A 20,976-nucleotide genomic window follows, 5' to 3' on the forward strand; every position below is an offset into this window, starting at 1 on the left:
CGTCCTGCCGTAGGACGCCAGGAGGCCGGAAGGTCAGGCCGTCACGATCCAGCCTTCGATCGGATCGATCGCCGCAGGCAAACCGTAGCCCGGGCCCGGACGACTGCCGCTTCGCGCGGCCCCCCAGGCTGCCTGCACCAGGCAGAGCGCCGCGTCGAGGAGATCGCCCTTGGCATCGTCCAGCAGCAGCCGTCGTGTTCGCCCCTTGAGCGCGAGTCGCAGCCCGAGTCGAGGCGAACCCGCCTCCAGCGCGTCCAGCAAGTCCGAACGCGCCTGTCGGCGTTCGTTGCTCCGGCCGGCGGCCGCGTCGCTCTTGTAGCTTCGCCGGCCGATCAGCTCGCGTGCCAGCAGCCCCGGATAGGCCTCCAGCGCGATGCGCGAGCTGCCCCCCACCGGCATGTGCAGGCCCGGCAATGCCGCGCCGGCGGCCACCAGCCGAGGCACGCCGGCGTGCAGCATGAACGCGACCGGCGGGTTGACCCATTTCATGGAAGGACTGGATCCGGCGGGACCGTCGGTCTGCCGGTGCGCGAACTTCCCGCCTTGGGGCCGACCCGCGCAGAAGGCCGCAAAGGTGCGCCGGATTTCCTCGCGGCCGAGGCCCGCATAGTGGGCGATCAGCGGCTCCCATTGCAGGGGCCACCCCAGGTGCACGACCAGTTCGCGCGGCAGACCGAAGGGAAGGTCGAAGGCACCCACCCACGCCGGCTGGGCGCCGAGCCAGCGTCCCCAGTCGTCGAGTGATGCGAAGGACTCGAATCCGGCCAGTTCCACGCGCGCGTCCCGCGCCGTCCCGAGCGCGACCACGATCGCTTTGCGCGGATTCGGTGCGCTCGAAAAATCGCAGCCCAGCAGCAGCGGCTGGATCGAGAGACGCGGCTTCAGTGGCGTCCGACGATGGCCGCGGTGGCCATCAGTTCTTCGAGCAGCGCGAGCGAGACGACGCCCGACACCGAATAGGGATCGAGCTCGGCGCGCTCCGAGTACTTGAGCAGAGTCGAGGCGTTGAGCTTCGACAGGTTGACCTGCCCCATCGTCCAGCCGCCGAACCGGCGCTCGGAGATTTCCTCGTAGTGCAGCAGCACCACATCCTTGTGGCGCGGGTCCCGCTGGATGTGGCCATAGAGCTCGCTGATCGCCATCCGGCCACCCTCGATGGCCTGCAGGAACACGCCCGCCCCGTAGCAGAGGATGCCGGTGATGCCGCAGGCGGTGTTGTGCAGACGCGCTTGGGCAAGGATGGCCTCGATGGCGTCCGGACTGGTGTCCACGGCGCGGCTGGCGTAGAGGAGGCGTACGAGCATGGTGTGCGACTCAGCGCTTGCGCGGAAGAAGGGAAAGGAATTCGCGGCGCAGGTTGGGGTCCTTCAGGAAGACGCCGCGCATGACCGAGTTGATCATCTTGCTGTCCATCTCCTTGACGCCGCGCCACTGCATGCAGAAGTGCTCGGCCTCGACCACCAGCGCCAGGCCGTCGGGCTGGGTCTTTTCCTGGATCAGGTCGGCCAGTTGCACCACCGCCTCCTCCTGGATCTGCGGGCGGCCCATCACCCATTCGGCCAGCCGCGCGTATTTCGAGAGGCCGATCACGTTGGTCTTCTCGTTCGGCATGACGCCGATCCAGAGCTTGCCGATGATCGGGCAGAAGTGGTGCGAGCAGGCGCTGCGCACCGTGATCGGGCCGACGATCATGAGTTCGTTGAGATGCTCCGCATTGGGGAATTCGGTCAGCGGGGGCGGAGGCACGTAGCGGCCCTTGAACACCTCGTTGACATACATCTTCGCCACCCGGCGGGCCGTGTTGTCGGTGTTGTGGTCGTTCTCGATGTCGATCACCAGGCTCTCGAGCACATGCTTCATCTTGCCCTCGACCTCGTCGAGCAGGCCTTCGAGTTCACCGGGCCGGATGAATTCCGCGATGTTGTCGTTGGCGTTGAAGCGCCGGCGGGCGGCGACGAGGCGCTCCCGAATCTTCACGGACACGGGCGTGCCCTCGTCTTCATCCCCTGCAGCGGGGCGCGGTACGGCGTCGATGGTCCTTAGCATCCGCCCATCGTATCAGCGAATGGAATTCCCGCGATGGCCCTACTGTGCCCTACCCGCCTGCGGACCCAGCTATTGTTTTGATAGCGAAAAATCGGTCACGAGCGGCAGGTGGTCGGACATGCGGGCCCAGATCGGTCCGCGCGGCACCGAGGAGGCGACCGGATCGAGCTGCCGGCCGTAGATGAAGTCGAGCTGTGCGACCGGCAGCCGCGAGGGGTAGGTCAGCGTGCGCGGCCCGCGCAGGTCGCTCGAGTCGCGCATGCCCATCGCATTCATCGCGTAGCGCATCCGCGCCCCCCAGTCGTTGAAGTCCCCGGCCACTACCAGCGCGTCGCTGGGCGGAATCTCGCGCTCGACGAACTCGCGCAACTGCGCGATCTGGCGGATCCGGCTGCCCTTGATCAGGCCCAGATGCACCACGATGGTGTGCACGGTCCTGCCCTCGACGTCGATCGCCACGTGCAGCAGGCCGCGCTGCTCGAAGCGATGGTCCGAGATGTCCTGGTGGGTCTTGCGCAGCACCGGCCAGCGCGTCAGCAGCGCATTGCCGTGCTCGCCGTGCTTGGTGATGGCATTGGTCTCATAGACTGCCGTGTAGCCCTCGGGCGCCAGGAAGTCCGCTTGCGGCAGCTCGGGCCACCGATTGAAGCGCGCGGCCGCCTGGCGATTCATCTTGCGAACCTCCTGCAGGCAGATGATGTCGGCGTCGAGCTGTTCGATCGCATGGCCGAGGTTGTGGATCTCCAGGCGCCTGGCGGGGCCGATGCCCTGCACACCCTTGTGGATGTTGTAGGTGGCTACACGGAAACTGGTCGCCGAGGGATTCATCGCGCAAATTGTGGCAGCAGCCGGATGGCTGCGGCGTTGGTCGAGGAAAAAGTGGCCGCCGCCGCTTCTTCGCAGGGGAGCCACCGCCAGGCCGTGTGCTCGCAAGGATCGAGCCGCGGCGCCAGCCGCGCCGGCACGCAGAGGCCGAACACATGCTCGGTGTTGTGCGTCACGCCGGGCGCGTAGCGCGCACGCCAGCGGGGCAGGATCTCGTAGACGTTGCGCCGATGCCAGTCGACCAGCCGGGGCGCGAGCGCGCTGCCCGGACCGCAGAGGATGCCTGTCTCCTCCTCGACCTCGCGCGCCGCGGTGCGCGCCAGCGGCTCGTCCTCATAGTCCTTGCTGCCGGTCACCGACTGCCAGAGATCGTCGGCACCGGCACGGCGGATCAGCAGCACGTCGAGCGCCGGCGTGTGGACCACGACCAGCACCGATTCGGGGATCTTGAAGCGGGGAGCGGTTGTCACACGCCGCTGATCACTGCATCGATGGCAGCGACGAGATCGTTGCCCTGAGCGCGCAAGCTGCCGCGGGACGCGCCGAGATCCTTGACGCGGAACGGCGCCATCATCTGGGGCAACGCGACGAATGATTCCCCTTGCCATTGCACCACGGGACACAGTCGCCGAGGCAACGCCGCAGGCAGGTGCTTGAGCGGGACTACCGGCACCACCAGCCGAGTCGAAAGACTCGCCAGCAGATCGCTCTGGATGTCCACGCACCAGGGGACGTCCGCACGCTGCGATTTCACGGGATTGACATACACGTCGAACTGGGCCATCCCGGACCTACCAAGGGCGCAGCTCTTCGCCGAACACTCCGATCTTGTCGACCAGATCGTTCTGGGCCGCGATCCATTCCTTGTAGGTTTCGTTGAATTCTTGCTTGCGCTCGGTCATCGACTTGGTCCGCTCCAGCGCTTCGAGCTCCGCGTAGCGAGCGGCAGAGACGATCACACCTGCGATGCGGTCGTTCTTCATCACATGCACCGGCTCGCGCTCGGCTTGGCCGAGGTAGTAACCAAAGCGGTTCTTGGCTTCGGTTGCGCTGATCTGCATAACGGTCTCCCGCGAGAATGGTTAGCCATTTTAGCCATTTGGATGGGCCTTGGTGCGGTCGAAGTCCCCAAGCAAAGGGCGCCACACGGGCGCCCTTTGCTTGGTTTGTGTCCGCTCGGGCCGGCGCCATGCCGTCCCAAGCCGGCCTGTGGCCCCTTGGGGAGCAAGCGCCCCCTCCAAGTGAAAGGAGCGAGCGTGAAGGCCCGTCAGGCCGTTGCCTGCGGCGTGTTGCGCAGCTTGATGTGCAGTTCGCGCAGCTGCTTCTCGTCCACCGGGCTCGGCGCCTGCGTCAGCAGATCCTGCGCCCGCTGGGTCTTCGGGAAGGCGATTACGTCGCGGATCGACTCGGCGCCGGTCAGGAGCATCACCAGGCGGTCGAGGCCGATCGCGATGCCGCCGTGCGGGGGGGCGCCGTACTGCAGCGCGTCCAGCAGGAAGCCGAACTTGTTCTGCGCATCCTCGGCGCTGATCTTGAGTGCGCGGAACACCTTGCTCTGCACTTCCTCGCGGTGGATACGGACCGAGCCGCCGCCCATCTCGATGCCGTTGAGCACCATGTCGTAGGCCTTGGCGATGCATTTCTCGGGGGCCGTGTCCATGAGGTCCTCATGACCGTCCTTGGGAGCCGTGAACGGGTGGTGCACGGCCGACCAGCGCTGGCCTTCCTCGTCGAACTCGAACATCGGGAAGTCGACCACCCACAGCGGCGCCCAGCGGTCGTCGAACAGGCCGTTCTTCTTGCCGAAGGCGCTGTGGCCGATCTTCACGCGCAGCGCGCCGAGGGCGTCGTTGACGACCTTTTCCTTGTCGGCGCCGAAGAACACGATGTCGCCGTTGCGCGCGCCCGTGCGGGCGATGATCTCGGCCAGCGAGGCGTCGTTGAGGTTCTTGACGATCGGGCTTTGCAGGCCTTCGCGACCCAGCGCCGCATCGTTGACCTTGATGTAGGCCAGGCCCTTGGCGCCGTAGATCTTGACGAACTCGGTGTAGGCGTCGATGTCGCCGCGCGACAGGCCGCCCTCGCCGCCGCCGCCGGGCACGCGCAGCGCGACCACGCGGCCGCCGGGCGTACTGGCCGCCTGGGCGAAGACCTTGAACTCGACATTGCGCATCACGTCGGTGAGCTCGGTGAACTCGAGCTTGACGCGCAGGTCGGGCTTGTCGGAGCCGTACTTGAACATGGCGTCGCCGTAGCTCATGACCGGGAACGGCGGCAGCTCGACCTCGGCCGCGGCGCGGAACACCTTGCGGATCATGCCTTCGAACATTTCACGGATCTCTTCCTCGGCCATGAACGAGGTCTCGATGTCGATCTGCGTGAATTCGGGCTGGCGGTCGGCGCGCAGGTCTTCGTCGCGGAAGCACTTGACGATCTGGTAGTAGCGGTCGTAGCCGGCCACCATCAGCAACTGCTTGAAGAGCTGCGGCGACTGCGGCAGCGCGAAGAAGCTGCCGTCGTGCACGCGGCTGGGCACCAGGTAGTCGCGCGCGCCTTCGGGCGTGGACTTGCCGAGCATCGGCGTCTCGATGTCGATGAAGCCGTTGGCGTCGAGGAACTTGCGCGCCTCCATCGTGACCTTGTAGCGCAGCATCATGTTGCGCTGCATCGCCGGGCGACGCAGGTCGAGCACGCGGTGCGTGAGGCGGGTGGTTTCCGAGAGGTTGTCGTCGTCGAGCAGGAACGGCGGCGTGACCGACGGATTCAACACCTTCATCTCGTGGCACAGCACCTCGATCTTGCCGCTCTTGAGGTTGTCGTTGACCGTGCCCTCGGGGCGCGCGCGCACCAGGCCGGTGACCTGGACGCAGAACTCGTTGCGCAGGCCTTCGGCGGCGGCGAAGGTGGAAGCGCGATCCGGGTCGCACACCACCTGGACATAGCCTTCGCGGTCGCGCAGGTCGATGAAGATCACGCCGCCGTGGTCACGCCGGCGATTGACCCAGCCGCAGAGGGTGACGGTCTGTCCGAGGAGGGCTTCGGTCACGAGACCGCAATAGTTTGAACGCATGGCCATAGATGGATTCCGGCGCCGCGAAGGCGCGTCTTTGTCTTTACTTGATCGCGATCGTCGCGGGGCCGCCAGGAACGACCACCCCCATCGACACGATGTACTTGAGCGCGTCGTCCACGCTCATCCGGAGTTCGATGCAGTCGCTGCGCTTGAGCATCACGAAATAGCCGCCGGTCGGGTTGGGCGTGGTCGGCACGTAGACGCCGAGGTAGTCGCCGCCGCCCAGGTGGCCCACGACCTCATGCCCGGGCGTGCCGGTCACGAAGGCGATGGTCCAGGAGCCGGCACGCGGCCACTCGATCAGCACCGCGGTGCGGAAGGCATTGCCGTTCTCGGAGAACAGCGTGTCGGAAACCTGCTTGACGCTGGAGTAGATCGAGCGCACCACCGGAATGCGGCGCACCACCGCGTCGCCCCAGCCCAGCAGCCGCTTGCCGACGAAGTTGCTCGCGATCGCGCCGACCGACAGCAGGATGGTCAGCGTGAGCAGCACGCCGAGGCCGCGCACCTTGTGCTCGTTGAGGTACTTCTGCCACGTTTCCGGCAGCAGCCACAGCGTCTGGTCGAGCGTGCCGATGATCCAGTTCAGCACGCCGAGCGTGATGACCAGCGGCACGATGACCAGCAAGCCGGAGAGCAGCCATTTGCGCAGCGCGAGCATGGCCTGGCCTCAGTCGCTGCCCGATGAGGGTGCTGGGGCCGGTGCCGGGGCCGGGGCGGGTGACGGAGCGCTCGCGGGTGCGTCGGCGGGCTTGGCTGCCGCGCCTTCCACCGGTGCGGCCGGGCTGGCAGCGCCCTTCTCGCCGCTGTCCGCGGACTTCTTGCCGCCGCCGTCCCGGAAATCGGTCACGTACCAGCCCGAGCCCTTGAGCTGGAAGCCCGCGGCGGTGAGCTGCTTGCTGAACGCGCTGGCGCCGCAGGACGGGCACTCCGAGAGCGGCGCGTCGGACATTTTCTGCAGCACGTCCTTGGCAAAGCCGCAGGCGCTGCACTTGTAGGCGTAGATAGGCATGGAATTGGGGGCGAAAGGAAACGGCCGGCGGCCGCTCGCAAAGCCCTCGATTATAGGCGCGCGCCCGGTATCGAGGGCGTCTGCCCGGCCGCCCTGCCCGCGGCTACGTCGTCGATTCGGCGCCGCCCTTGAGCGCCGCCTGCTGCTGCCTGTAGCGCCTGCGCTCCCGCGCCGCGATCAGGTAGCTCGAACCCACGACGAACACCGCCACCACGAAGATCACCACGGTGGCCAGCGCATTGACGGTCGGATCGAGCCCCAGGCGGGCCCGCGAGAAGATCACCAGGGGCAGGGTGGTCGAGCCGGGTCCGGACAGGAACGCCGACATCACGACATCATCCAGCGACAGCGTGAACGTCAACAGCCAGGCGGCCAGGAGCGACTGCGCGATCATCGGCAAGGTGACGAGCATGAAGACCTGCAGCGGCCGGGCGCCGAGGTCCTGGGCGGCCTCCTCGAACTGGGGATTCAGATCGCGCAGGCGGGCACTGATCACCACGGTCGCGTAGGCCAGGCCCACGAGCAGATGGCCGAGCCAGATCGTCACCATGCCGCGCTCGGGAAAACCGAACAGGCGCTGGATCGAAACGAGCATCAGCAGCAGCGACAGCCCGACGATCACTTCCGGCATCACCAGCGGGGCGCTGACCATGCCGGAAAACAAGGCGCGCCCCTTGAACCGCGGAAAGCGCTCCAGCGCGAAGGCAGCCAGGGTTCCCAGCACGACGGCCGCGCTGGCGGTGGCCGCGGCGACCTTGAGCGAAAGAAAGAGCCCCGATCGAATCTCCTCGTCGCCCGCGAGCTTGGCGTACCAGCGCAGGCTGAAACCGGCCCAGACGTTCGGCACCGGGGAATCGGTGAAGCTGAAAACGACCAGCGCCGCGATGGGCAGGTAAAGGAAGACCAGCCCCAGCGTCAGCCAGATGCGGCTGGTCCAGCGGCCTGCGGACGTGACGATCATGAACGCGACACCTTCGCCTGGCTGTTGTTGAAGATCGCCAGCGGCACGATGATGAGCAGCACCATCACGACCGCGACACCCGAAGCCAGGGGCCAGTCGTTGTTGGAGAAGAACTCGTCCCAGAGCACGCGGCCGATCATCAGCGTTTCCGGCCCCCCCAGGAGTTCCGGGATCACGTACTCGCCCACGCAGGGAATGAAGACCAGCATCGCGCCCGCGATGATGCCGCTCCTGGACAACGGCACCGTGACGCGCCAGAACGCCTGCCAGGGCGTGGCCCCCAGGTCCTGCGCGGCTTCGAGCAACTGCAAGTCCAGCTTGGACAGCGTGGCATACAGCGGCAGCAACATGAAGGGCAAGTAGGTGTAGACCATGCCCAGCACGAGCGAAAACGGGCTGTACATGAACTCGCCCGGCGCCGGGATCAGCCCCAACGGGTAGAGCAGCTGGTCGGCACGGATGTGGACGAGCAGCCTTCCGACCCAGCCGGTCTGCGCATCCAGCAGCCCTTTCCAGGCGTAGACCCGCAACAGGAAACTGGTCCAGAACGGCAGCATCACGGCCATCAGCAGCAACGGCTGCAGGGCGGCCGAGGCGCGCGCCATGAAGTAGGCGAAGGGGTAGCCGATCAGAAGGCAGATCAGGGTCGTGATGCCCGCATACATCAGCGACCGCCCATAGGTCGCCAGGTAGAGGTTGTCCTGGAAGATGGTCGCGTAGTTCCGAAGCTTGAGCTTCATGACCAGTTCCTGGTCGGCGTACGCGAACAGACTGCTGAGGGTGGCGCCGTCCATCTCCGCGAAGCTGATGCGCAGGACGATGAGAAACGGCAGCAGGAAAAAGACCAGCAGCCAGAGATAGGGCATGCCGATCACGAGGCGCCGCCCTTGCAGGAGCGATGTCCGACCGGGCAAGCCGCTGCGGTCGGCCTGGGCGTGTTTCATCAGTTTTTCAGGACGACCTGGGCGGTCGGCAGCCAGTAGGCCCAGACCCTGTCCCCCGCCACAGGGGCGCCTTCCCGATGCCGGGTGGCGTTCTCGACGTTGACCTTGAGCGTGGCGCCGCTGGGCAGTTCGAGGTGGTACAGGGTGTAGCCACCGAAATAGGAAAGGGCCTTGACGACCCCTTGGACCCTGTTGCGTTCGTCGTCCGGCGGATCCGTCCGCAGTTGGATCTTCTCGGGCCGCACGGCCACCACGACCGGCTGGCCTTCGAAACCGGTGATGCCGTGATCGACCCGGTGCACGACGTCGGCGCATTCGATCTCGGCATGGTCGGCCTCGTCCACCACGACCTTGCCTTCCATCAGGTTGACGTTGCCGATGAAGTCGGCCACGAAGCGGGTCGCGGGGCTTTCGTAGATGTCGGCCGGGCTGCCGACCTGCAGGAAACGCCCCTCGCTCATCACGGCCATGCGCGATGCCATGGTCATGGCTTCTTCCTGGTCGTGGGTCACCATCACGCAGGTCACGCCGACCTGCTGGATGATGTTGACCAGCTCGACCTGCGTGTCTTCGCGCAGTTTCCGGTCGAGCGCGCCCAGAGGTTCGTCCAGCAGCAACAGCTGGGGGCGCTTGGCCAGGCTGCGCGCGAGGGCCACGCGCTGCTGCTGGCCGCCGGACAGCTGGTGGGGCTTGCGCTTGGCAAATTGGGTCAACTGCACCAGACGCAGCATCTCGTCCACGCGGGAGGCGATCTCGGCCTTGGGCAGCTTGTCGCGCCGCAAGCCGAAAGCGACGTTGTCCCAGACCGTCAGGTGCGGAAAGAGCGCATACGACTGGAACATCATGTTGACGGGGCGCTCATAGGGCGGCATTCCCGCGAGGTCCACCCCGTTCAGCACGATGCGCCCCGACGAAGGAAGCTCGAACCCCGCGAGCATCCGCAGCAGCGTGCTCTTGCCGCAGCCCGAGGATCCGAGCAACGCGAATATCTCGCCACGCGTCACATCGAGGCTGACCTGATCGACGGCGCGGAACTCGCCGAAGCTCTTGCTGACGGATTCGATTCGCAGGAAGGCGCCGCCACCGGTGGGAACATTCATGCCGGCAAGCCCTCAGCGATTGGCCTTGAAGTTGGTGAAGGTGCGCGTGATGAGCCTGAGCGTCGCCTGGTCGGGCGTATCAGGCGCAATCATGGTCGCAAGCGCGGCTTCGTCCGGGAACACGGCCTTGTCTTTCGCCAGCACCGGGTTGACGAACTTCGTCGCCGCCTTGTTGGGGTTCGCATAGAACACCTTGTTGGTCAGCGAGGCGTGCACTTCGGGCCGAAGGATGTAGTCGATCCACTTGTAGGCGTTCTCCGGATGCTTGGCATCCTTGGGGATCGCCATGGTGTCGAAGAAAAGAAGGCCACCGGTCTTGGGCAACAGCACTTCGAGGTCCTGCGGGTTCTTTGCCTTGGTCGACTTGTCCTTGGCGATCATGATGTCGCCGGACCAGCCGATGACGGCGCACAGCTGGCCCTTGGCCATCTGGTCGATGTAGTCGGAACCGGAGCCGGAAAAGCGGGTCACGTAGGGGCGCACGCCCTTGAGCATTTCACCGACCGCCTTGTAGTCCTCGGGGTCCTTGCTGCGCGGATCCTTGCCCAGGTACTTGAGCGCGATCGGCACGATCTCGGAGGCGGTATCCAGATAGGCGACGCCGCAGCCCTTCAGCTTGGACATGTACTCCGGCTTGAAGACGAGGTCCCATGCGTTGTCCGGCAGCGGCTTGCCGCCCAGGGCCTGCTTGACCTTGTCGCGGTTGATCCCCACCGTCGTGTAGCCCCAGAGCCAGTCGACGAGGTGCTCGTTGCCCGGGTCCATCTTGGCCAGCTGGGCCTGGATGGCCGGGTCGAGGTTCGCGAGGTTGGGAATCTTGGACTTGTCCAGCTTCTGCAGCAGGCCGGCCTTGATCTGCATCTTGGCGAAGTGGGAGCCAGGTACCACGATGTCGTAGCCGCTCATGCCGGCCACCAGCTTGGCGTGAAGGGCCTCGTTGCTGTCGAACAGGTCGTAGCGGACCTTGATCCCGGTCTCCTTTTCGAAGTTCCTGATCGTGTCCTCGGCGATGTAATCCCCCCAGTTGTAGATGTTGAGGACCTTCTCCTCATCCGCCCGCGCGACGGGCGACGCCAGCACCGCGAAGGCGCAGGCCAGCGCACCCAGGAGCAGGCGGGGACGCAGGGACATCGAACTCATGAACAAAACCTCCGGACGGGAAAGCAAAGAACAACAAAACGACTCGAGGGTTCCCTCGGCGCGGTGCCGGCCGGCACCGCGGGCCCCTAGAACAGGCGCACGCGCACCAGCACCTGCATCGCGATCAACCCCAATACAAATCCCATGCCACCGTAGATGATCGCCTGCAGCAGCCGGTTGGTACGCTTCTGGGCGGCCAGCAGTTCCAGCAGTTCGTTGCGGTGGTCCGGGGGGCGATTTTCCAGGAAATCGTGCATGAGTCGAGGCAATTGAGGCAGCAATTTCGCGTAGCGCGGCGCCTCGGCGCGCAACTGCTCGAACAGCTTGCGCGGGCCGATCTGGTCGGTCATCCACTTCTCGAGGAAAGGCTTGGCGGTGTGCCAGAGATCGAGTTCGGGGTCGAGCTGGCGGCCCAGGCCCTCGATGTTGAGCAGGGTCTTCTGCAGCAGCACCAGCTGTGGCTGGATCTCGACATGGAAGCGGCGCGAGGTCTGGAACAGCCGCATCAGCACCATGCCGAGCGAGATCTCCTTGAGCGGCCGATCGAAGTAAGGCTCGCAGACCGTGCGGATCGCTGCCTCGAGCTCGTCGATGCGGGTGCCGGGCGGCACCCAGCCGCTCTCGAGGTGCAGCTCGGCCACGCGCTTGTAGTCGCGGCGGAAGAAGGCGACGAAGTTCTGCGCCAGGTACTCCTTGTCCGATTCGGTCAGCGTCCCGATGATGCCGAAATCGAGCGAGACATAGCGTCCGAAGCTCTCCGGCTCCAGGCTGACCTGGATGTTGCCCGGGTGCATGTCGGCATGGAAGAAGCCATCGCGAAAGACCTGGGTGAAGAAGATCGTGACGCCGTCGCGTGCCAGCTTCGGGATGTCGACGCCGGCCGACCGCAGACGGTCGAGCTGGGCGATCGGCACGCCCTTCATGCGCTCCATCACCATGACCTCGGGATGGCAGAAGTCCCAGTACATCTCCGGGATCAGCACCAGCTTGAGCTGTTCCATGTTGCGGCGCAACTGGGCCGCATTGGCCGCTTCGCGCACCAGGTCGAGCTCGTCGTGCAGGTACTTGTCGAATTCGCGGACCACCTCGCGCGGCTTCAGCCGCTTGCCGTCGGCCGACAGGCCCTCGACCCAGCCGGCCATCATGGCCATCAGCGCCAGATCCTTCTCGATCACGTCACGCATGCCCGGGCGCAGCACCTTGACCGCTGCCTCGCGCACCGAGCCGTCGGCCAGGCGAACCGTCGCGAAGTGCACCTGGGCGATCGATGCGCTGGCGACCGGCGTCTCGTCGAACTGAACGAAGATGTCGCCGATCGGACGCCGGAAGGCGCGCTCGATGGTCGCGATCGCCACCTTGGACGGAAACGGCGGCACCCGGTCCTGCAACCAGGCGAGCTCGTCGGCGATGTCCGGCGGCAGCAGGTCGCGCCGGGTCGACAGCACCTGCCCGAACTTGACGAAGATCGGCCCCAGTCGCTCGAGCGCCTCGCGCAGCCGCTGTCCGCGCGGCGCGTCGAGGTTGCGGCCGACCGACACGATGCGCGCCACCACCCGCAGCCAGGGCTTCTGGAAGCTCGTGAGCACAAGCTCGTCGAGGCCGTAGCGAAGCGCGACCCAGACGATGAAGGCGCCGCGGTAGATCCGCCTCATTCGAAAACCTGCGCGCTGCGCGCTGAGGTGTTCGCCTTGGCCTTGGTAACGGTCCGGCGGCTCATTCGGCGCCTGCAGAACCGTCGGCCCTGCCCGGACGCTGGCCGACGAACTGCCGCAATGCCTCCACCACGCGGCGGGCGCCGCTCGCGATGGTGTGCGCCGGCACATCGCCGATGGCACGTGCGAGATCGTCTTCGACATCCCAGCGCACGTGATCGATCAACCAGTTGACCTCGGCGGCCAGTTGCACGTCGCCCTCGATGCGCACGGCCGGCTTGTCGCCGCGGAAGGCAGCCCGCGCGAGGCCGAAGGGCGACTCCTCGGTCACGGTCAGCGTCAGTTCGGCGGCAGCGCCTTCGGGCGCCAGGTCGAGCAGGCCAGCCGGCGTCGCGACGAACTGCATCGTCACGAAGAGCCACTCGAACTGCACCACGCGACCCTGCAGCCGCAGCAGGCGCTGCTGGGCCTCGGGTTCCTGCTGGAGCACATGGTTGAGGAAAAGCACGGTGCGGTGCTGGATCTCGTGGACAGCCCAGGCCGGCGGCTGCAGACGGCTGCCGACGCGATTGGCGAGGTCTTCCAGAAACGAAAAAGGGGACGATGGTGTAACCATGTTCGTATTATCGCGCTCGCCCCCCAGGTTGCCCGGCACTTCGTGTCCGGGCGCCCACCCCCTGCCAGGGGCAACATCAGCGGCCTGGCAAAGCCAGATCCGCGGCGTTTAATCAACGGGCCTGGCTTCGCCGGCCAAAGCAATCGGCGCTGGGGTTTTTCGACGGCTGCGCGCGAGCGCGCCTGTTCGTGGGCAGTCGCGGAACCGGCTTTGCCGGGCCGCTGACTGCGCCCCCGGAAGGGGGTGGGCGCCCCGACACGAAGTGCGGGGCAACCTGGGGGGGAGCCTACTGAAGTGCCTGCACGCCGGCCACCAGCCAGCCGCTGCCGCCCTTGGTGTCCTTGGTCATGTTCCAGACCTCGCGGAACGGGCTCGGGCCGGCCGACACGTCCTCGCGGATCATGCCGGAGAACTCGACGCTCGCCAGGTAGGCGTCGGGCAGCTCTTCGATGCCGAGCAGCTTGGCATCGAGCATCACGACCTCGGTCTTGTTCGCCTGGCCGCCGGTGTGGGTCTCGCGCTCGGCCAGTTGCTGGCGGATTTCACCCACCATGCCATCGGTCATCATGGAGCGCAGGGTGCCGATGTCGGCGCGGTCCCAGGCGTCCTGCAGGGTCACGAAGTTGCGCTTCGCCGCGGTGAGGAAGCCATCGGCATCGAAGCCGGCAGGAATGCCCCACGACTGGGAGCCCGCCAGGGCCGAACCGATCATGCTGCCGCCCGCGGCGGCGGCGCCGGCCATCGACGAACCGCTGGCGCGATCCGCCGGGTGCTCGGGCTGCTGCGAAGCGCTGGCGTCGAAAGCCGTGGCGTTGTTCTCCCACGGGCGGGCCGAGGCGTCGTTGCCGACGTTGCGGGGGCTGTACTGGGGCGGTGCCGTGGCATCCGCCGGACTGCCTGCGCCCTGGAAGGCGAAGCCGCCAGCGCGCGGCGAGGCGGCTGCACGCGAGCGGGCCGAGAAGATCCGCCACACGACCACGGCCGCCAGCACCAGCAGGCCGATCAGCAGGATGTTGCCGAAAGCGGCGCCGAGGCCGAGCGAATGCGCGAGCCAGGCCAGGCCGAGGCCCGCGGCCAAGCCGCCGAGCATGCCGGCCCAGGGCCGCTTGGGCGCCGCTGCAGCGGGGGCCGCCGTGGCCGGCTTGGCGGCGGCGTTGTTCACGTTCTGCGCCGGTGCACCCGGTGCCGCCGGCGTGGCGGGCGGAGTGGCCTGGCGCTGCGTCACGTTGCCGGACTGCTTGCCGAACGACCTGCCGCCACCCATGCGGGCAGCGCTGGCGTCGATGCTCACAACGGCCAATGCACACACCAGCAACAAGGACCCAAAATTCTTCATGACGTCTCCTCTTCGGCGAAAAACAGCTTCAACACTTGATTCCAACATGCAGGGCGACCACGCCGCCCGTCAAATTGTGATAGTCCACATGACCGAAACCGCCCTCCTTCATGAGGGTCTTGAGGTCTTCCTGGGTCGGATGCATGCGGATCGATTCGGCCAGGTAGCGGTAGCTGGCGTCGTCGCCGGCCACCACCTTGCCCAGGCGCGGCAGCACGCTGAACGAATACCAGTCGTAGGCCTTCTGCAGCGGCTTGGCGACCTTGGAAAACTCCAGCACCAGCAACTTGCCGCGCGGCTTCAGCACGCGGTTCATTTCCTTCAGCGCAACGTCCTTGTGGGTCATGTTGCGCAAGCCGAAGGCGACGGTCACGACATCGAAATGGTTGTCGGGAAACGGCAGTTTCTCGGCATCGCAGACCAGCGTGGGCAAGACGACCCCGGCATCGAGCAGGCGATCGCGGCCGGTGCGCAGCATGGCCTCGTTGATGTCGGTGTGGACCACCTCGCCGCTGGCGCCGACCTTCTTGGCGAAGGCGAGTGCGAGATCGCCGGTGCCGCCGGCGATGTCCAGCACCTTGGAGCCTTCTCCGACGTTGGCGACCATCACCGTGTAGGCCTTCCAGGCGCGGTGCAGGCCCATCGACATCAGGTCGTTCATGAGGTCGTAGCGCGAGGCGACCGAATCGAAGACGCCGCGCACGCGCTTCGCCTTGTCGCTTTCGTCGACCGATTCGAATCCGAAATGGGTGGTGCTCATGCACCCGATGTTAGGCCGGAAGCGTTCACATCAAGCCGGATAACCCGCAGGGGCGCTGGACTTTCGTTGCTCAATGGCTCCCGCAGGCGTGTCCGCCGTGGCCCGACGCGGCCGCCTTGCCGGCCATCGGCGCGTCACGGTCGACGCCCGCGGCGGCCAGGCGCCGCTCGTACTCGGCCCACAGCTCGGCCTCGCGCGCACCGAGGTCGTAGAGCAGATCCCACGAGAAGATGCCGCTGTCATGACCGTCGCTGAAGGTCGGCTGCACCGCGTAGTTGCCGACCGGCTGCAGGTCGACCAGGCCGACCTCGCGCTTGCCGGTCTGCAGCACCTCCTGGCCGGGCCCGTGGCCCTGCACCTCGGCCGAGGGTGAATAGATGCGCATCAGCTCGAACGGGATGCGGAAGGTCGCGCCGTCGGAAAAGCCCACCTCCAGCACGCGCGATTGGCCGTGCACCGTGATCGACTGGGGCGTCGGTGCGCCCGCCTGCAAACCTGCCATCAGAAACTCCTTGTCGCCAGACGCTGGATCATCTCGCGTTCCAGTGCCGGCCGTTGAACCTCGATCGCCTGCTCGCGCTGCGGGTCGGACGCGCGCTGCGCCGCGGCCCACACCGGCGATGGAAAGCGGCTGTCCCAGTCGAAGCGCGCGATCACGTGCCAATGCAGGTGCGGGACCATGTTGCCGAGGGCGGCAAGATTGATCTTGGCCGGCGCCAGGACGTCGCGCAGGCATTGCTCCACCACGGCCACGGCCTCCATGCACAGGGCACGGTCCGACGGGGCCAGGTCGGACCACTCGGCGACATGGTCGGCCCAGACGACGCGGTAGAACGCCGGAAAGCCCGCTTCGGCCGCGTGGATCACGCGCAGCTTGGCGGCCTGGAAGACCAGGCGCCCGCCGGGCTCGTCGCACAGCGGACAGCCCGCCACATGCTTCGGCGTCATACCAGCACGCGTTCGATGCCGCCGTGGTTGGCGGCTGCCACGTACGCGGGCATCCAGTCCTCGCCGAGGATCTTGTTGGCCATCTCGACCACGATGTAGTCGGCTTCGAGCAGGCCGTTGTTCAGGTCGTTGCCGTAGCGGCTCAGGCCCTGCAGGCAGCTCGGGCAGCTGGTGAGGATCTTGACGTTGGCTTCGGGTGCGACCATGCCCGCATCGCGCAGCGCCGCCTCGCCCTTCTTCAGTTCCTCTTCCTTGCGGAAACGGATCTGCGTCGAGATGTCCGGCCGGGTCACGCCCAGCGTGCCCGATTCGCCGCAGCAGCGGTCGTTCTTGAGCACGTTGTCGCCGACCAGCGCCTTCACGGTCTTCATCGGGTCCTGCAGCTTCATGGGCGTGTGGCAGGGGTCGTGGTAGAGGTAGCCTCCACCGCCCGCATCTCCCAATGTAATGCCCTTCTCGAGCAGGTACTCGTGGATGTCGATGATCCGGCAGCCCGGGAAGATCTTGTCGAACTGGTAGCCCTGCAACTGGTCGTAGCAGGTGCCGCAGCTCACGACCACGGTCTTGATGTCGAGGTAGTTGAGCGTGTTGGCAACGCGGTGGAAGAGCACCCGGTTGTCGGTGATCATCTTCTCTGCCTTGTCGAACTGTCCGCTGCCGCGCTGCGGGTAGCCGCAGCAGAGATAGCCAGGCGGCAGCACCGTCTGCACGCCCGCGTGCCACAGCATCGCCTGCGTGGCGAGGCCGACTTGCGAGAACAGCCGCTCCGAGCCGCAGCCGGGGAAATAGAACACCGCCTCGGTCTCGGGCGTGGTCGCCTCGGGATTGCGGATGATCGGCACATAGTCGGCATCCTCGATGTCGAGCAGCGCGCGCGCGGTCTTCTTGGGCAATCCGCCAGGCATCTTCTTGTTGATGAAATGGATCACCTGCTCCTTGATCGGCGCCGGGCCGAGCGTGGCAGGCGGCGCGGCGGTCTGCTTCTTCGCCAGGCCGCGCAGCAGGTCGTTGGCCAGGCGCTGCGCCTTGAAGCCGATGTCGACCATGCCCGAGCGCATCATCTTGATGGTCTGCGGATTGGTTGCATTGAGGAAGAACATCGCGGCCGCATTGCCCGGGCGGAATGACTTCTGCCCCATCTTGCGCAGCAGGTTGCGCATGTTCATCGAGACCTCGCCGAAGTCGATGTTGACCGGGCACGGCGTGAGGCACTTGTGGCACACGGTGCAATGGTCGGCCACGTCCTCGAACTCTTCCCAGTGCTTGATGCTGACGCCGCGCCGGGTCTGCTCCTCGTAGAGGAAGGCCTCGACCAGCAGCGAAGTCGCAAGGATCTTGTTGCGCGGCGAATAGAGCAGGTTGGCGCGCGGCACGTGGGTCGCGCAGACCGGCTTGCACTTGCCGCAGCGCAGGCAGTCCTTGACGCTGTCGGCGATGGCGCCGATGTCGCTCTGCTGCATGATGATCGACTCGTGCCCCATCAGGCCGAAGCTCGGCGTGTAGGCGTTGGTCAGGTCGGAATGCATCGCGCGGCCGTCGGGGGTCAGATGCTCGCTGCCGCGCAGCAGCTTGCCCTTGTTGAAGCGGCCTTCGGGGTCGACCTTCTTCTTGTAGTCGGTGAAGGGCTGCAGCTCCTCGTCGCTGAGGAATTCGAGCTTGGTGATGCCGATGCCATGCTCGCCCGAGATCACGCCGTCGAGGCTGCGCGCCAGCGCCATGATGCGCACGACGGCCGCGTGGGCGGTCTGCAGCATCTCGTAGTTGTCGCTGTTGACCGGGATGTTGGTGTGCACGTTGCCGTCGCCGGCGTGCATGTGGAGCGCGATCCAGACGCGGCCCTTGAGGACGCTGCGGTGGATCTCGCTGCACTCGGCGAGGATCGGCGCGAACTCGGCGCCGGTGAAGATCTCCGCCAAGGGCGCGCGCAGCTGGGTCTTCCAGCTTGCGCGCAGCGAATGGTCCTGCAACTGCGGGAACAGCGTCTCGACCCCGTCGAGCCAGCCCTGCCACAGGGCCCTGACCTCGCCCACCAGCGCCACCGCCTGGGCCACGCGGTCTTCCAGCAGCTCGGCCGCCGGAATGTCGTTGGCGTCTTCGCGCTTGCCCAGCGGCAGGTTGCCCCGCGCGAGGAAGTCTTCCAGCGCATCGGCCAGCGCGATCTTGTTCTGCAGCGACAGCTCGATGTTGATGCGCTCGATGCCGTCGGTGTACTCGGCCATCCGCGGCAGCGGAATGACGACGTCCTCATTGATCTTGAAGGCGTTGGTGTGTCGGCTGATGGCGGCGGTGCGCTTGCGGTCGAGCCAGAACTTCTTGCGTGCCTCGGGGCTGATCGCGATGAAGCCCTCGCCGCTGCGCGAGTTGGCGATGCGCACCACCTCGGAGGTCACGCGCGCCACCGTGTCGGCGTCGTCGCCGGCGATGTCGCCGAACAGCACCATCTTCGGCAGCCCGCCATGGCGCTTCGACTTGGTCGCATAGCCGACGGCCTTGAGATAGCGGTCGTCGAGGTGCTCCAGGCCCGCCAGCAGCACGCCCGATCGCTTCTGCTCGGCGAACATGAAGTCCTTGATCTCCACGATGCTCGGCACCGCGTCCTTGGCATTGCCGAAGAACTCGAGGCAGACCGTGCGGGTGTGGGCCGGCATGCGATGCACGATCCAGCGGCAGCTGGTGATCAGGCCGTCGCAGCCTTCCTTCTGGATGCCGGGCAGGCCCGACAGGAACTTGTCGGTCACGTCCTTGCCGAGGCCTTCCTTGCGGAAGGTGCTGCCCGGAATCTCGAGCCGCTCGGCACGCAGCGCCGTCTTGCCGTCGGCGGCGAAGTACTGGAGCTCGAACACCGCGCTCTCGGCGTCGTGGATCTTGCCGAGGTTGTGGCCGACGCGGGTGACCTCCAGCCACTCGGCGTCCGGCGTCACCATCCGCCACGAGGCCAGGTTGTCGAGCGCCGTGCCCCACAGCACGGCCTTCTTGCCGCCCGCGTTCATCGCCACGTTGCCGCCGACGCAGGAGGCCTCGGCCGAGGTCGGGTCGACCGCGAACACGAAGCCCGCGCGCTCGGCCGCATCCGCGACGCGCTGGGTGACGACGCCGGCCTCGGTCCAGATCGTCGGCACCGGCGCTTCGAGACCGGGCAGCTCGCGCAGCTCGACCTCGGTCATGGCCTCGAGCTTCTCGGTGTTGATGACCGCGCTGTTCCAGGTCAGCGGGATCGCGCCGCCCGTGTAGCCGGTGCCGCCGCCGCGCGGAACAATGGTGAGGCCCAGTTCGATGCAGCCCTTGACCAGGCCGGCCATCTCGGCCTCGGTGTCGGGCGTCAGCACCACGAAGGGGTACTCGACCCGCCAGTCGGTGGCGTCGGTCACGTGCGACACGCGCGACAGGCCGTCGAACTTGATGTTGTCCTTGGCGGTGAGCCGGCGCAACGCGCGCGTGGTCTTGCGCCGAAGGGCCGCGACCTCGCGGAACATGCCGTCGAAGGCCGAGACCGCCTGCGCCACCAGGCCGATCAGCTCGCCGACGGACGCGTCGCGCTGGGCGTCGCTGTCGGGGGTGCGCCGCTTCTGCACCTCGCCCAGGCGGTGGTTGAGCGCCTCGACCAGCTGGCCGCGGCGGCGCGGGTTGTCCAGCAGGTCGTCGACCAGGTAGGGGTTGCGCTGCACCACCCAGATGTCGCCCAGCACTTCGTAGAGCATGCGGGCCGAGCGGCCGGTGCGGCGCTCCGAGCGAAGGGTCTGCAGCAGTTCCCAGCCGCGCCCGCCCAGAAGGCGGATCACGATCTCGCGATCGGAGAAGCTGGTGTAGTTGTAGGGGATCTCACGCAATCGCGCAGGCTCTGCGGCCTGCGACAACAACGCCGTCAACGCGGTCGGAGCATTCATCGGGGAGTGGCCTCGGTCGGGCGCTGCGCGCCCATGAACCAGGGGGGATGGATTTTAAGTCAGCCCCGATGGCCATGCCGGGCGCACAAAAAAAACGGCCCGCGTGAAGCGGGCCGTTCGATGCGTGCCGGTGTACCGGCCGTTCTTTCTACGGGATCAGGGCACGTTGGCCGTCTTGAGGTGGAACGGCTTGCCAGGCAGGGCCATGGAGCCGCCGTACTCGGCGCTGATGGAGCCCGTGGGCGTCACGGGACACCCGTTGGGCGCCGGGCAGGCCTTGCCGTCGATGAAGATCACGGGTCCGTAGCGGTAGTTCCTGATGGCCTTGCCGGCGTAGTCGGCCACGCTCACGATGTTGTTCGAGTTGGCGAAGTTGTCCGCGTCCTCGATCGAGATCGGATCGATCATGCGCGAGTCCTGCAGGGTGCGCACGATGCTGCCGCTGTTGCCGTTGGACGCGAAGCGCACCCACGAGATCTTGCGGTCGCCGCGCGAACTCACCAGCACCTGCTGCGACAGCGGATCGATGTTGCTGCTGCTGGTGTTGGTCGGCTCAGCCTTGGACGTCGCGATCGAGGTCGGATTGCGTCCGAGGCCCGTGACCGTGCCAACCTCCGTGAAGGCATTCGGCGAGGGCGACGGAGCCGCACCGCCCGAGGCATAGCCGTCCAGGCTGTAG

At 66.5% G+C, this 20,976-nt stretch carries 21 protein-coding genes and 1 pseudogene; all 22 read right to left on the bottom strand.

Annotated elements, in window-relative coordinates:
- Window positions 1-33 precede the first annotated feature (33 nt).
- The gene (locus tag AB4Z46_RS21050) at window positions 34-885 is read right to left on the bottom strand and encodes a DUF429 domain-containing protein (RefSeq protein ID WP_442285504.1); all 852 of its coding nucleotides are present in this window, start codon (window positions 883-885) and stop codon (window positions 34-36) included.
- Entirely contained in the window at window positions 882-1,304 is a 423-nt protein-coding gene (locus AB4Z46_RS21055; RefSeq protein WP_442285477.1) for a BLUF domain-containing protein, read from the bottom strand. Before AB4Z46_RS21055 ends, AB4Z46_RS21050 begins: the two co-directional genes overlap by 4 nt.
- Before the next feature lie 10 nt (window positions 1,305-1,314).
- Entirely contained in the window at window positions 1,315-2,046 is a 732-nt protein-coding gene (gene folE, locus AB4Z46_RS21060) for a GTP cyclohydrolase I (RefSeq protein ID WP_442285478.1), read from the bottom strand.
- A 69-nt stretch (window positions 2,047-2,115) separates the two neighbouring features.
- On the bottom strand, window positions 2,116-2,874 hold the full coding sequence (locus tag AB4Z46_RS21065) for an endonuclease/exonuclease/phosphatase family protein (protein ID WP_442285479.1): 759 nt from the start codon (window positions 2,872-2,874) through the stop codon (window positions 2,116-2,118).
- Window positions 2,871-3,341, bottom strand: coding sequence for a dihydroneopterin triphosphate diphosphatase (gene nudB, locus AB4Z46_RS21070; protein WP_442285480.1), 471 nt, complete (start codon window positions 3,339-3,341; stop codon window positions 2,871-2,873). Before nudB ends, AB4Z46_RS21065 begins: the two co-directional genes overlap by 4 nt.
- Window positions 3,338-3,655, bottom strand: a complete 318-nt coding sequence (locus AB4Z46_RS21075; protein WP_442285481.1) for a CcdB family protein — start codon at window positions 3,653-3,655, stop codon at window positions 3,338-3,340. The genes nudB and AB4Z46_RS21075 overlap by 4 nt, the downstream gene beginning before the upstream one ends.
- 7 nt (window positions 3,656-3,662) lie before the next feature.
- The gene (locus AB4Z46_RS21080) at window positions 3,663-3,932 is read right to left on the bottom strand and encodes a type II toxin-antitoxin system prevent-host-death family antitoxin (RefSeq protein WP_442285482.1); all 270 of its coding nucleotides are present in this window, start codon (window positions 3,930-3,932) and stop codon (window positions 3,663-3,665) included.
- 206 nt (window positions 3,933-4,138) lie between these two features.
- Window positions 4,139-5,947, bottom strand: a complete 1,809-nt coding sequence (gene aspS, locus AB4Z46_RS21085; RefSeq protein ID WP_442285483.1) for an aspartate--tRNA ligase — start codon at window positions 5,945-5,947, stop codon at window positions 4,139-4,141.
- Window positions 5,948-5,984: 37 nt separating this feature from the next.
- Window positions 5,985-6,605, bottom strand: coding sequence for a DUF502 domain-containing protein (locus AB4Z46_RS21090; RefSeq protein WP_442285484.1), 621 nt, complete (start codon window positions 6,603-6,605; stop codon window positions 5,985-5,987).
- A gap of 9 nt (window positions 6,606-6,614) precedes the next feature.
- Window positions 6,615-6,956, bottom strand: coding sequence for an FmdB family zinc ribbon protein (locus tag AB4Z46_RS21095; RefSeq protein WP_442285485.1), 342 nt, complete (start codon window positions 6,954-6,956; stop codon window positions 6,615-6,617).
- Between the two features lie 103 nt (window positions 6,957-7,059).
- Window positions 7,060-7,917 (bottom strand): ABC transporter permease subunit, encoded by an 858-nt coding sequence (locus AB4Z46_RS21100; protein WP_442285486.1) that lies wholly within the window; start codon window positions 7,915-7,917, stop codon window positions 7,060-7,062.
- Window positions 7,914-8,861, bottom strand: a complete 948-nt coding sequence (locus AB4Z46_RS21105; RefSeq protein ID WP_442285487.1) for an ABC transporter permease — start codon at window positions 8,859-8,861, stop codon at window positions 7,914-7,916. Before AB4Z46_RS21105 ends, AB4Z46_RS21100 begins: the two co-directional genes overlap by 4 nt.
- Window positions 8,861-9,961 (bottom strand): ABC transporter ATP-binding protein, encoded by a 1,101-nt coding sequence (locus AB4Z46_RS21110; protein ID WP_442285488.1) that lies wholly within the window; start codon window positions 9,959-9,961, stop codon window positions 8,861-8,863. Before AB4Z46_RS21110 ends, AB4Z46_RS21105 begins: the two co-directional genes overlap by 1 nt.
- Window positions 9,962-9,973: 12 nt before the next feature.
- Window positions 9,974-11,101, bottom strand: coding sequence for a polyamine ABC transporter substrate-binding protein (locus AB4Z46_RS21115; RefSeq protein WP_442285489.1), 1,128 nt, complete (start codon window positions 11,099-11,101; stop codon window positions 9,974-9,976).
- Between the two features lie 86 nt (window positions 11,102-11,187).
- Window positions 11,188-12,753: a ubiquinone biosynthesis regulatory protein kinase UbiB gene (gene ubiB / locus AB4Z46_RS21120; RefSeq protein WP_442285490.1), complete on the bottom strand. Its 1,566-nt coding sequence runs from the start codon at window positions 12,751-12,753 to the stop codon at window positions 11,188-11,190.
- Between the two features lie 61 nt (window positions 12,754-12,814).
- Window positions 12,815-13,369, bottom strand: coding sequence for a ubiquinone biosynthesis accessory factor UbiJ (locus AB4Z46_RS21125; protein WP_442285491.1), 555 nt, complete (start codon window positions 13,367-13,369; stop codon window positions 12,815-12,817).
- 286 nt (window positions 13,370-13,655) lie between these two features.
- On the bottom strand, window positions 13,656-14,705 hold the full coding sequence (locus tag AB4Z46_RS21130; RefSeq protein WP_442285492.1) for a Tim44 domain-containing protein: 1,050 nt from the start codon (window positions 14,703-14,705) through the stop codon (window positions 13,656-13,658).
- Window positions 14,706-14,733: 28 nt separating this feature from the next.
- Window positions 14,734-15,465: a bifunctional demethylmenaquinone methyltransferase/2-methoxy-6-polyprenyl-1,4-benzoquinol methylase UbiE gene (ubiE, locus tag AB4Z46_RS21135; RefSeq protein WP_442285493.1), complete on the bottom strand. Its 732-nt coding sequence runs from the start codon at window positions 15,463-15,465 to the stop codon at window positions 14,734-14,736.
- A 70-nt stretch (window positions 15,466-15,535) separates the two neighbouring features.
- Entirely contained in the window at window positions 15,536-15,967 is a 432-nt protein-coding gene (locus tag AB4Z46_RS21140) for a gamma-butyrobetaine hydroxylase-like domain-containing protein (RefSeq protein ID WP_442285494.1), read from the bottom strand.
- Complete coding sequence (locus tag AB4Z46_RS21145; RefSeq protein WP_442285495.1) at window positions 15,967-16,413, bottom strand: HIT family protein; 447 nt, start codon at window positions 16,411-16,413, stop codon at window positions 15,967-15,969. Before AB4Z46_RS21145 ends, AB4Z46_RS21140 begins: the two co-directional genes overlap by 1 nt.
- Window positions 16,410-20,297 (bottom strand): DUF3683 domain-containing protein, encoded by a 3,888-nt coding sequence (locus AB4Z46_RS21150; RefSeq protein ID WP_442285496.1) that lies wholly within the window; start codon window positions 20,295-20,297, stop codon window positions 16,410-16,412. Before AB4Z46_RS21150 ends, AB4Z46_RS21145 begins: the two co-directional genes overlap by 4 nt.
- A gap of 156 nt (window positions 20,298-20,453) precedes the next feature.
- Window positions 20,454-20,976, bottom strand: a pseudogene (locus tag AB4Z46_RS21155) (hypothetical protein); the annotation flags it as partial.

The organism is Variovorax sp. M-6, assembly GCF_052114385.1.
Lineage (GTDB): Bacteria > Pseudomonadota > Gammaproteobacteria > Burkholderiales > Burkholderiaceae_C > Variovorax.

What these genes read in the sequence shown, in the direction of transcription:
- AB4Z46_RS21055 (WP_442285477.1), bottom strand. Translation starts at nt 1,304, where the DNA reads ATGCTCGTACGCCTCCTCTACGCCAGCCGCGCCGTGGACACCAGTCCG.
- folE (WP_442285478.1), bottom strand. Translation starts at nt 2,046, where the DNA reads ATGCTAAGGACCATCGACGCCGTACCGCGCCCCGCTGCAGGGGATGAA.
- AB4Z46_RS21065 (WP_442285479.1), bottom strand. Translation starts at nt 2,874, where the DNA reads ATGAATCCCTCGGCGACCAGTTTCCGTGTAGCCACCTACAACATCCAC.
- AB4Z46_RS21075 (WP_442285481.1), bottom strand. Translation starts at nt 3,655, where the DNA reads ATGGCCCAGTTCGACGTGTATGTCAATCCCGTGAAATCGCAGCGTGCG.
- AB4Z46_RS21080 (WP_442285482.1), bottom strand. Translation starts at nt 3,932, where the DNA reads ATGCAGATCAGCGCAACCGAAGCCAAGAACCGCTTTGGTTACTACCTC.
- aspS (WP_442285483.1), bottom strand. Translation starts at nt 5,947, where the DNA reads ATGGCCATGCGTTCAAACTATTGCGGTCTCGTGACCGAAGCCCTCCTC.
- AB4Z46_RS21090 (WP_442285484.1), bottom strand. Translation starts at nt 6,605, where the DNA reads ATGCTCGCGCTGCGCAAATGGCTGCTCTCCGGCTTGCTGGTCATCGTG.
- AB4Z46_RS21095 (WP_442285485.1), bottom strand. Translation starts at nt 6,956, where the DNA reads ATGCCTATCTACGCCTACAAGTGCAGCGCCTGCGGCTTTGCCAAGGAC.
- AB4Z46_RS21100 (WP_442285486.1), bottom strand. Translation starts at nt 7,917, where the DNA reads ATGATCGTCACGTCCGCAGGCCGCTGGACCAGCCGCATCTGGCTGACG.
- AB4Z46_RS21105 (WP_442285487.1), bottom strand. Translation starts at nt 8,861, where the DNA reads ATGAAACACGCCCAGGCCGACCGCAGCGGCTTGCCCGGTCGGACATCG.
- AB4Z46_RS21110 (WP_442285488.1), bottom strand. Translation starts at nt 9,961, where the DNA reads ATGAATGTTCCCACCGGTGGCGGCGCCTTCCTGCGAATCGAATCCGTC.
- AB4Z46_RS21115 (WP_442285489.1), bottom strand. Translation starts at nt 11,101, where the DNA reads ATGAGTTCGATGTCCCTGCGTCCCCGCCTGCTCCTGGGTGCGCTGGCC.
- ubiB (WP_442285490.1), bottom strand. Translation starts at nt 12,753, where the DNA reads ATGAGGCGGATCTACCGCGGCGCCTTCATCGTCTGGGTCGCGCTTCGC.
- AB4Z46_RS21125 (WP_442285491.1), bottom strand. Translation starts at nt 13,369, where the DNA reads ATGGTTACACCATCGTCCCCTTTTTCGTTTCTGGAAGACCTCGCCAAT.
- AB4Z46_RS21130 (WP_442285492.1), bottom strand. Translation starts at nt 14,705, where the DNA reads ATGAAGAATTTTGGGTCCTTGTTGCTGGTGTGTGCATTGGCCGTTGTG.
- ubiE (WP_442285493.1), bottom strand. Translation starts at nt 15,465, where the DNA reads ATGAGCACCACCCATTTCGGATTCGAATCGGTCGACGAAAGCGACAAG.
- AB4Z46_RS21140 (WP_442285494.1), bottom strand. Translation starts at nt 15,967, where the DNA reads ATGGCAGGTTTGCAGGCGGGCGCACCGACGCCCCAGTCGATCACGGTG.
- AB4Z46_RS21145 (WP_442285495.1), bottom strand. Translation starts at nt 16,413, where the DNA reads ATGACGCCGAAGCATGTGGCGGGCTGTCCGCTGTGCGACGAGCCCGGC.
- AB4Z46_RS21150 (WP_442285496.1), bottom strand. Translation starts at nt 20,297, where the DNA reads ATGAATGCTCCGACCGCGTTGACGGCGTTGTTGTCGCAGGCCGCAGAG.